This window comes from Candidatus Latescibacterota bacterium, from assembly GCA_019038625.1.
Classification (GTDB): domain Bacteria; phylum Krumholzibacteriota; class Krumholzibacteriia; order Krumholzibacteriales; family Krumholzibacteriaceae; genus JAGLYV01.
The window spans coordinates 1-9,727 of sequence record JAHOYU010000026.1; the positions used below are offsets into that span (position 1 = coordinate 1).

Sequence of the window (9,727 nt, forward strand, 5' to 3'; positions counted from 1 at the left end):
GCTTTCGGTCTCGAGTACATATCCTTCACGCGAAGTGACCACTACATTACCAAGAGCTGTAAGGTCGTGTGAGATCTTGTTGTACTCCGCCTTGTCCGCCGTCAACACCGAGGAGATCTCTCCGGTCTCATCGAAGAAACTGATTATCGGCTGGTCGGTGACAAGAAGGTTGCGCGCGTCATAGACACGGGCTACAGGAGCCTCGAGTTTCCACTGGACCACTCCCGAATCGCTTTCCATCGTGACAAAATCGGCGAACTCCTGGTCGGCAAGAACGCCCGTCCCCATCGAGTGTTCCTGACGGCCCGACTCGTCACATGATACCACCAATACTGTCATCATGAATATGACAAGTGGAAATATGAATACTCTCCGCCTCACTGTCCTCCCCGTGCCACTGCCGATCCGATTCCTGTCGCTGCGGCCAAAAAGTGTACCTTCCATTCTGAACAGACCATCAGGCAGTCTTTCCTTCATTCTAAATATAACCGACTTTCTTAAAAAAAGCTCAGATTTCTGACACTTTCCCCATGAAAAACGGTCCACCCGACCGACGACAGGCGGGTACGTCTCGATTTGCTAATAACGTAACGCATTGAACGACAGCATAATAGCTGCTTCCTGAGAAATGCTAGCACAGGCTGTACCCGTAGTCAAGCAACATATATGCCAGTTAGAAGTTCAGCTATGACAACAAGTTTGGAAGAAAAGAACGGAACAGAGGTTTCGGCAAGCAGCAGATCATTTCAGACCCGCCCGGATAATATCGTGTATATGAATCACACCTTCGGGCCGGCCATCAACGTCTGTCACGAACAGAAGCGTGATAGGGCCACCCGGATTCATCTCCATTTCCTCCAGCGCGACGACAGCAAGGATCCCCGCTTTCGTTGTTCTGGGCTCCTTTGTCATCAATTCGATTACGGGTGATTCCAGAGCGCCAGGATCCCTGAGCAGAATACGTTTCAGGTCTCCATCAGTAATGAGTCCCGCGAGACGACCATCGCTGTCAGTCACACCGGTACAACCCAGCCTCTTGTCCACTATCTCGATCAGGGCTTCCCTGAGTGTCGTGCTGACATCGACGACAGGCATATCATCACCACTGTGCATAAGGTCCCCGGTAGTGAGGAGAAGGCGTTTGCCGAGGATCCCGCTCGGATGAAGCTTTGCAAAGTCCTCCCTGCTGAAATCCCGGCTCCTGAAAACCGCCACGGCCAGAGCATCTCCGAGTGCGACCGACACGGTGGTACTCGTCGTGGGGACGATGTCCATCGGGCAGGCCTCCTTCTCCATATCTATGGCCAGCACTACGTTGCTGGCCTTTGCCAGGGCCGACTCGCCACTACCCGTTATCGATATTATCGACACCTTCTTGTCATTGAGGTAGGGAATGAGTGTGGAAAAATCTCCGTCGCCCCCGCTCTTGCTCACGGCAAGGAAGATGTCATCGCCTGAGACCATTCCCAGGTCGCCATGCGCGGCTTCCACCGGGTGCAGAAAAACAGAGGGAGTACCCGTACTGCTCAACGTGGCGGATATCTTTCTCGCCACAATACCCGACTTGCCGATTCCGCAGACTATCACCTTGCCCCGACAGCCGAGGATCAACTCGACGGCCTTAACGAAATCATCGCCTACCGCGTCTCTGAGGAGTTCGAGTCCTTCGATCTCGAGAGAGAGGACTTCCCTGCCGGCCTTCAATATATCGGCTCTGTTATTTTTCATGTCTGATCATCCTGAAAATACTGACAGTCTCTTTCAACAGGGCCGGCAATTCCTCGATGGGCAGCATTACTTCGGCATCACAACTGCAGGAGAGAGGGGAGAAATGAGTCTCAATGAAAAGTCCATCGCATCCCGCCGCGACAGCTGCCCTCGCCAGGGCGCGAGCGTACTGAGGCCTCCCGCCCGACCTGTCTCCAAGCCCGCCGGGAAGCTGAAGAGAATGAGTGGCGTCGAATATCATCGGTACTCCGAGTGGTCGCATCCTCTCAAAAGATGTCATATCGACGACCAGATTATTATATCCGAAAAACGTCCCCCGCTCCGTGACCATCACCCCACCATCACCACTTCCCCGGGCCTTCCCGACAGCATTCGACATTTCTTCCGGGGAAAGGAACTGCCCTTTCTTCAGGTTGACTACCTTTCCTGTTGCCGCGGCACTCGCCACGAGTCTCGTCTGTCTGACCAGGAAAGCGGGGATCTGAAGAATATCGCAGACTTCAGATGCAGGCCCTGTCTCCTCCCTGCAATGAACATCGGTGATCAATGGCACACCGAGCCTTTCGCCGATTATCCTGAGCGTCTCCAGCCCCTTTTCGAGTCCCGGGCCGGTGTAAGAATCGAGGGATGACCTGTTATCCTTGAGATAGCTCGCTTTGAAAACGTAGAAGAACCCGGCCTTTTCCGCTGCTTCAAGACATTTTTCTGCCACCCGCATCGCGTCTTCAGGCGATTCAAGTACGCATGGCCCGGCTATAAGTAATGGAGTCTTGTCCGGATCGAATCTCCTGCCGCCTATTTCAAGGGATCGCATGGCCCCCTCCAGATCAGCTTTCAGTGCCGGCCACGGTTTCGCTCCCGCGGACACCGCCTGATTTCATCATATCCCTGGCGGCAGCCACAAGCCCCCTGAACAGGGGATGAACTCTCATGGGTCTCGATTTGAGTTCTGGATGGAATTGAGCGGCGATAAAGAATGGATGTCCGGGAATCTCGACCACCTCGACGAGCTCACCGTCGGGAGAAAGGCCGGATATAGTGAGTCCGTTCGTCTCGAGCTGCTGACGGTATTCGTTGTTCACTTCCCAGCGGTGTCTGTGTCTCTCGCTGATGTCGGTCTCTCCATACAGGCTGTACGCGAGGGTTTTTTCCGTGAGCCGGCAGGGATAGGCGCCGAGTCTCATGGTGCCACCCATCTTAGAGCGACTCCTCTGCTCCAGCATCAGATCTATCACCGGGTTCGAACAATCTGGATCGAACTCGCTGCTACCCGCTTCGATACCACATACGTTTCTCGCGAATTCTATTACCGCACACTGGAGCCCCAGACAAATACCAAGGAAGGGGATCCCCTTCTCCCTTGCATATCTGACAGCCATTATCTTACCCTCTATGCCCCTGTCCCCGAAACCTCCAGGTACAAGGACCCCATGTACTCCGTCCAGAAGAGCTTCAGCTCCCTGTTTTTCGATATCTTCCACGTTCACCCACCGTATGTTGACCTGAACATCATTGGCTACTCCGGCATGCGTGAACGACTCTATAATACTTTTGTAGGCATCGACTATCTGGGTATATTTTCCGCAGACTGCGATATCAACCGTTCCCTCGACATTGAAAATCTTCCCGACCATCTCTTCCCATTCTCTCAGGTCAGGCTCGGGACAATCCAGATCGAGTAGTTCGACAACGATATCATCCAGCCCCTGCTCGTGAAACTTGAGAGGCACTTCGTAGATCGACTTCGCGTCAACGGCCTCTATTACGGCTCTTTCTTCGACGTTGCAGAAGAGGGCGATCTTTTCTTTTATATCCTCTGCCAGGGAAGTCTCGCTCCTGCAGAGGAGGATCTGCGGCTGAATACCAATCTCGCGAAGCCCTTTGACACTGTGCTGTGTGGGCTTGGTCTTGATCTCCTGTGCGGCCTTTATATAGGGGACAAGCGTCAGATGGATATATATGACGTTTTCCCTGCCAAGGTCCCTTTTCAACTGGCGGATCGCCTCCAGGAACGGCAGCCCCTCGATATCACCCGTCGTGCCACCTACTTCCGTGATCACGACATCGACGTCATGACCGTTTTCAGCAGCCATAAGGATACGGCTCTTGATCTCATCGGTCACGTGGGGAACCACCTGTACGGTTCTTCCCAGGTAACCGCCGGCCCTTTCTCTGTTGATGATCGCCTCGTATACCTGCCCTGTCGTCACGTTGGAACGCTGACTCAGGCTACGGTCGATGAAACGCTCATAGTGCCCCAGATCGAGATCCGTCTCTGCCCCGTCGTCGGTGACGAATACCTCTCCATGCTGGAAAGGGCTCATAGTGCCCGGATCGACGTTGAGATATGGATCGAATTTCTGAAGGACCACATTGAGACCGCGCTGCTTGAGAAGAAGGCCCAGCGATGAAGCCGCTATGCCTTTTCCGAGAGAAGAAACCACCCCACCAGTCACGAATATATATTTAGTCTTCTCGCCCAATCGTCTCCCCACCCGGCTCGGTTCAAGGAATGGAACAATTCCAGCCCACCTTACCTTCTTTTAATCACCTTTTCAACTCTTTTTATATCTCCCGGCCTGTCTACACCCAAACTTTTTTTCCGGCAGGTGACAACACGTATCCCGAAACCGTTTTCCAGGGCTCGGAGCTGCTCCAACCCTTCCCTTTTCTCGAGGGGGCCAGCCGGAAGGGAAGAATATCGAAGAAGAAAAGAACGTCTGAAGATATATACACCTGTATGATGAAGGAACTTTCCCTTACCACCCGGGACAGGACTTCTGGAAAAGTACAGGGCCATCCCGTCTCTGGAAGTCACGACCTTTACGACATCACTGCTCATAAAGGCATCTGCGTCGGTCGATGGGGTAGCCAGCGTTCCCATCACGCATCCCCTGTCCTCCTTCATGGCTGCGATCAATCTCTCGACTCCGCTGATCGGAAGAAGAGGTTCGTCACCCTGTATGTTGAGAACAAGACCGTACCGGCGGGCAGCTGCCACTTCGGCGACACGCGAGGTGCCGCTTCTGTGTGATCTCGAGGTGATGACCGCCTCGTATCCCCCCGAAAGTACGCAATCCAGAATCCGCCTGTCATCTGTAGCAACGACCAATCTGTCGACTCCCCTGATACGCGAAGCCTCGCGGGCGACACGCAGGATCATCGGCACACCACCAATCTCTGCCAGCGGCTTTCCGGGAAATCGGGTCGACCCGTATCTCGCCGGAATGACAGCCATCACTCTCGGTCCAGGCAAATCATCCCTCCACGATCGAGCCGGGCCATTTCCAGCACAATACAAGGAACCGGCCCGGCATACCTTTCACACAAGACTCAATGGGCAGCAGGCTATCGCCTGTACTGCTCCTGTCCTTCCTTATATACATTACCGCCTTCGCAGTCCTGGGCGACTATCAGGGGGAAATCCTTTATCGTCAGTTTTCTTATCGCCTCAGCACCGAGATCATCGTAGGCAACGACTTCTGCCGAAGTCACGCTTCTCGATATCAGTGCCGCTGCACCACCTGTAGCGGCAAAATACACAACTGTATTCTTCTTCATGGAGGCAACGACCTCATCGCTCCTCATTCCCTTGCCGATCATCCCCTTGAGTCCCTTATCCAGAAGCCTCGGAGCATATGGGTCCATCCTGTAGCTGGTCGTCGGACCTGCCGACCCTATCGGCTTGCCTGGAGGAGTGGGCGAGGGTCCTACATAGTAGATCACCTGTCCCTCGACCGGTATCGGGAGTTCCTTCCCCTCGTCGAGAAGGTCGACCAGTCTCTTGTGAGCAGCGTCGCGTGCCGTGTATATCGTTCCACTGAGCAGGACCTTGTCTCCCGCCTTCAGCTTCTTTACATCTTCATCGCCAAGCGGCGTCGTCATCGAATATTCAGCCATCTCGATACCTGCCTCTCACAGTTCGATATATTTATGCCTCGCGGCGTGACAGTTGATGTTCATCGATACGGGGAACGAAGCTATATGCCTCGGAGCCACTTCTATGTGTACGGCCAGTGCCGTCGTCCTGCCGCCAAGCCCCATCGGGCCTATACCGAGATCGTTGACCAGGCCGAGGAGTTCCTTCTCCAGGTCGGCATAGAACGGATCGGAATGGACACTGCCGATCTCTCTCAACAGTGACTTCTTTGCCAGCTGGGCGCAACGCTCGAATGTCCCACCGATGCCGACACCGACAACGATCGGCGGACAGGGATTGCCGCCTGCCGCATTGATATTTTCCACTACGAATTTCTTGATCCCCTCTACACCGTCGGCCGGCTTCATCATGGCGATCCTGCTCATGTTCTCGCTTCCACCACCCTTGGGAACGACCCAGAGCTTCAGCTTGTCGCCGGGGACTATGTTCAGATGGATGACAGCCGGAGTGTTATCGCCGGTATTTCCCCCCCTGATCGGATCGGTGAGAGCTGATTTTCTGAGATATCCGTCGGTATAACCTTTTTTTACGCCTTCATTGATCGCAGTCTCAAAATCACCACCCGTTATATGCAGGTCCTGACCGATCTCGACAAAAACGACTGCAAGCCCGGTGTCCTGACACATCGGTATCTTCTCCGAGCGGGCTATATTCGAATTCTCGAGGATCTGACGGAGAACTTCCTTCCCTGCTGGTGATTCCTCCGCTTCATAGGCTTTCTCGAGAGCTTTCTGGACATCGTCCTCGAGCTCGAAATTCGCCTCCATACAGAGACGCGCGACCTCTTCGGTTATCCTTGCGGCTTCGACCTCTCTCACTTTCTTTCCTCTCGTTGGCGGCTACATCGCCGGTTCAAGCACCACTACCCTTATTGATTCTGGAAGAGCGGAAGGAACTATTTCCAGTTCGCTACCGCCCATGATCTCGACATTATCCATGATTTCTGTGAACCCGTCCACTGAAGCTATCGGAAATCCCAATTTTTCTGTCTTGAAGTGCATCGGAACGACTATTCCGGGTCCGATCAAACGGGTTATTTCAGCAGCCATCCTGGAATCGATCGTAAAAAATCCTCCGACAGGCAACATAATAAGATCGACTCCCTTGAGAGCAGGCATCGATCCGACATCGATCATATGCCCGAGATCTCCCATATGGGCTACCCTCAATCCATCCGCCTCGACGATCGACACGAGATTGGTACCCCTCTCGCTCCCCTCAGTCTCATCGTGATATGTCAGATATGAAGTTATTTTCACGCCATTCAGATCATACTCGCCGGCAGATTCGATCACTATCCCGGCGTCCTCTACAGCCTTCTCCCACCTGTGATCGGGATGGTCGTGACTCACAACGACGATATCCTGCCCCGTTTCGACGGGATCGAAGCGTACTGCCCCGTCGTATGAACCTGGCTCATATGGATCAAAGAGAATCCTGCGGTTGTCAGCCAGAACCAGTTCGAAAGCAGCGTGTCCAAGGTATTTCAGCTTCATCTGGTGAACCTCCCATAAAAAGAGAAGAGCCCGGAAGCTGTTTCTGCTCCAACGGGCTCTGAAATATCAAGCGCATATCGATCACTGCTCTTAGTTCTCGTAGACACTCACTTTTTTCTTCGATTTTCCGAATCTCTCAAACTGTACCTTGCCGTCGATAAGGGCGTACAGCGTGTCGTCTCCACCCTTTGACACGTTTATGCCGGGATGGATCTTCGTTCCACGCTGTCTCACCAGGATCGATCCGGCGGACACGGTCTCCCCTGAGGCACGCTTGGCACCAAGCCTCTGGGCGTGACTATCGCGACCGTTCCTGGAACTTCCAACACCTTTTTTGTGTGCCATATTATCAGCTCCTTCAACCGCCTAGGCGTCGATCCCACGGATCTTCAACATAGTGAATCCCTGGCGGTGGCCGTTCTTTCTGCGGTAGTTCTTTCTCCGCTTCATCTTGAAGACAATTATTTTCTTGTCCCGGCCGTGGCTTACTACTTCGGCCGTTACCTTGATATTATCGAGGGTAGGTTTTCCAACGCGTACATCGTCCCCATTCGAAAAGAGGAGTACATTATCGCACTGTATAACACTTCCGACCTCGGCATCGAGGAGCGGAACCTGGATATTATCCTCAGGTTTTACCGTAAACTGTTTCCCAGCCAGATCAATGACTGCATACACTTATCCTACCTCCTGCAATTCAACAATAGAGTTACATAGATAACAAACGGACGGGGCCAAGTCAAGAGCAAAAGGCACAATATATTATCGGAAATCCTACTCAATACCTCCATCCGAACAGCAGCCGATAATTGTCCAGCGTCACTGATTCGTCGAATGCGGTATTGTCCCCTATAATTGCGTAATCGAACGAAACGATCCATTTCCCGCTGTCCCACCCCAATCCGAACCCGGCTGTCATAGCCTCATCCTTAAGAAACAGGTTGTCCGATGTCCCGAACCTGGCGCTGAACAGCTCCATAATCGAAATCTCGAACCCGAAGGCATCCATATTATCCTTTTCAAGATATTCGTCTTCGCCAGCGTCATCGAACGCCTGGTCATAGCTGATCGAAATGCGCAACACCCGTACTTTCCTGTCGAACTTCCAGCCCAGACGTGATTCCCGGGGCGGGGAGAAGTCGAATCCCCCCCCGATCCGGTAGCGCTCTATAAGATTGCTCGTCCCGCCTCCCGGCAGATCAAACCCGTTTCCGAGATTTACAACGCTGAATCCGATACGCGGACGCAGCCAACGCCCGTCCTCTGTCTCGAATTCAGCAGCTGCGACTATACCAAGGTCGAAGGCCCAGAGAGAAAGTCCGCTGTTTTTATACTCCAGATATTTCACTGCCCCACCCGCGCCGACCTCGAATATCCCCATCTTCCAGGCAGCAGCCAGAGAGCTGGTCAGATAATATTCGTGGATCCCCGGAAAGGACACTGTCGATCCCTCTGGCATGTAAATCGTCCGCTCTCTTATCTCCGGCATGGAAAGCCCCCAGTAAGAAAGAGCCCACCCGAGACGTAATCCTCGCTCCCAGGGAGTATTCTCTCCGAAAGTTTTGCCAGGCTGGTAATAACCGGAGATCCCGATATCATAGATATCGATATCGATCAGATATTCATGAAATGAACTCCCTGCAGTCATCGCATCTGTCCAGGCCAGCGACGCGGGATTGTAATACCCGGTCCCATACCCTGATATTTCCGAGACGCCTACCCCACCCATCCCGATATTCCTCACATTTCGAAGAAAATCGGTATGTATCGATATATGTGTCGTGGTGAAAGGATCTGTCTGGGCGTGGCAGTCACCGGCAGCCATGAACAATCCAGGTAAAAGCACCAGGATGATGATTGCGGCGACTGTAACTGTTGAAATGCTACGCATATTCCTTCTACAGGCCATGGTCATAGAAACTGCTTCTATTTCAACCACAGGAGGCCCGATAGTCGATTTCCCGGGTTGACTAATCGTTCGACCCGTCCCATCCGCCGAGGCGCGCCCAGAGATACCAGGCGGCGTAGGCCTTGAGGTTGCCGTTCAGGTCCATGGTATGAGCCGGTGAGCAGACGTACCATTCCCCTGGATGAGCATCCTGCCATTCCTGTGCCCAGTTGGCATCACGAACCGTGTCACCATTACTGTCATAATCACAATTGTCGGTAGCTCTCTTGTCGGCGTAGAAATTGCCGTCCGGATCGTACGACTCAATATCGGCAAAATCGTAGAGGATCTTGTTGTTATCGATACAGTAGTCGCGGATCTGCTGGTTCCTGACATGTATCGTGTATCCGGGCGGCTGGCCGTCCAGGTGCCCTGTCATATATACGAATGATACATCTGGATAGTCATTCTCAAGACCGGCCATAAGGTCAAGGTAGGTATCAATATAGGCCTCCGAGGCTTCACTCACCTGCCTGCACCATGACCATATGATCACATTGACTTCCGGGTGTAAGTCAAGATAGGCTCTCGTATCCGGTTCCCAGCTGGGATACCCGAGATCGTACGACATCGCCTTATCTCTCAGCTCCAGTGTATTACCGGCCCCATCCAGGC

Annotated in this window: 12 protein-coding genes; all 12 read right to left on the reverse strand. The window is 53.1% G+C overall.

Features of this window, described 5'->3' with window-relative positions; all coding sequences use genetic code 11:
• Window positions 1-477, reverse strand: a 477-nt coding sequence (gene lptC, locus KOO63_01765) for an LPS export ABC transporter periplasmic protein LptC (protein MBU8920562.1), incomplete at its 3' end; no start/stop codon positions are given.
• Between the two features lie 264 nt (window positions 478-741).
• On the reverse strand, window positions 742-1,728 hold the full coding sequence (locus tag KOO63_01770; protein ID MBU8920563.1) for a KpsF/GutQ family sugar-phosphate isomerase: 987 nt from the start codon (window positions 1,726-1,728) through the stop codon (window positions 742-744).
• A complete protein-coding gene (kdsA, locus tag KOO63_01775; GenBank protein MBU8920564.1) occupies window positions 1,718-2,542 on the reverse strand; it encodes a 3-deoxy-8-phosphooctulonate synthase in 825 nt (274 codons plus the stop codon). Before kdsA ends, KOO63_01770 begins: the two co-directional genes overlap by 11 nt.
• Before the next feature lie 13 nt (window positions 2,543-2,555).
• Complete coding sequence (locus KOO63_01780) at window positions 2,556-4,211, reverse strand: CTP synthase (GenBank protein MBU8920565.1); 1,656 nt, start codon at window positions 4,209-4,211, stop codon at window positions 2,556-2,558.
• Window positions 4,212-4,261: 50 nt separating this feature from the next.
• The gene (gene kdsB, locus KOO63_01785; GenBank protein MBU8920566.1) at window positions 4,262-4,966 is read right to left on the reverse strand and encodes a 3-deoxy-manno-octulosonate cytidylyltransferase; all 705 of its coding nucleotides are present in this window, start codon (window positions 4,964-4,966) and stop codon (window positions 4,262-4,264) included.
• A 110-nt stretch (window positions 4,967-5,076) separates the two neighbouring features.
• Window positions 5,077-5,628: a Fe-S-containing hydro-lyase gene (locus tag KOO63_01790; GenBank protein MBU8920567.1), complete on the reverse strand. Its 552-nt coding sequence runs from the start codon at window positions 5,626-5,628 to the stop codon at window positions 5,077-5,079.
• 15 nt (window positions 5,629-5,643) lie between these two features.
• Window positions 5,644-6,486 (reverse strand): fumarate hydratase, encoded by an 843-nt coding sequence (locus tag KOO63_01795; GenBank protein ID MBU8920568.1) that lies wholly within the window; start codon window positions 6,484-6,486, stop codon window positions 5,644-5,646.
• A gap of 21 nt (window positions 6,487-6,507) precedes the next feature.
• Window positions 6,508-7,164: an MBL fold metallo-hydrolase gene (locus tag KOO63_01800; GenBank protein MBU8920569.1), complete on the reverse strand. Its 657-nt coding sequence runs from the start codon at window positions 7,162-7,164 to the stop codon at window positions 6,508-6,510.
• Between the two features lie 90 nt (window positions 7,165-7,254).
• Window positions 7,255-7,509 (reverse strand): 50S ribosomal protein L27, encoded by a 255-nt coding sequence (rpmA, locus tag KOO63_01805; GenBank protein ID MBU8920570.1) that lies wholly within the window; start codon window positions 7,507-7,509, stop codon window positions 7,255-7,257.
• A 21-nt stretch (window positions 7,510-7,530) separates the two neighbouring features.
• Window positions 7,531-7,842 carry a 50S ribosomal protein L21 gene (rplU, locus tag KOO63_01810; protein MBU8920571.1) on the reverse strand — a complete coding sequence of 104 codons (312 nt, stop codon included), beginning with the start codon at window positions 7,840-7,842 and terminating at the stop codon, window positions 7,531-7,533.
• 100 nt (window positions 7,843-7,942) lie between these two features.
• Window positions 7,943-9,055: a hypothetical protein gene (locus KOO63_01815; GenBank protein MBU8920572.1), complete on the reverse strand. Its 1,113-nt coding sequence runs from the start codon at window positions 9,053-9,055 to the stop codon at window positions 7,943-7,945.
• Window positions 9,056-9,134: 79 nt separating this feature from the next.
• A partial coding sequence (locus tag KOO63_01820) for a hypothetical protein (GenBank protein MBU8920573.1) occupies window positions 9,135-9,727 on the reverse strand: 593 nt, incomplete at its 5' end.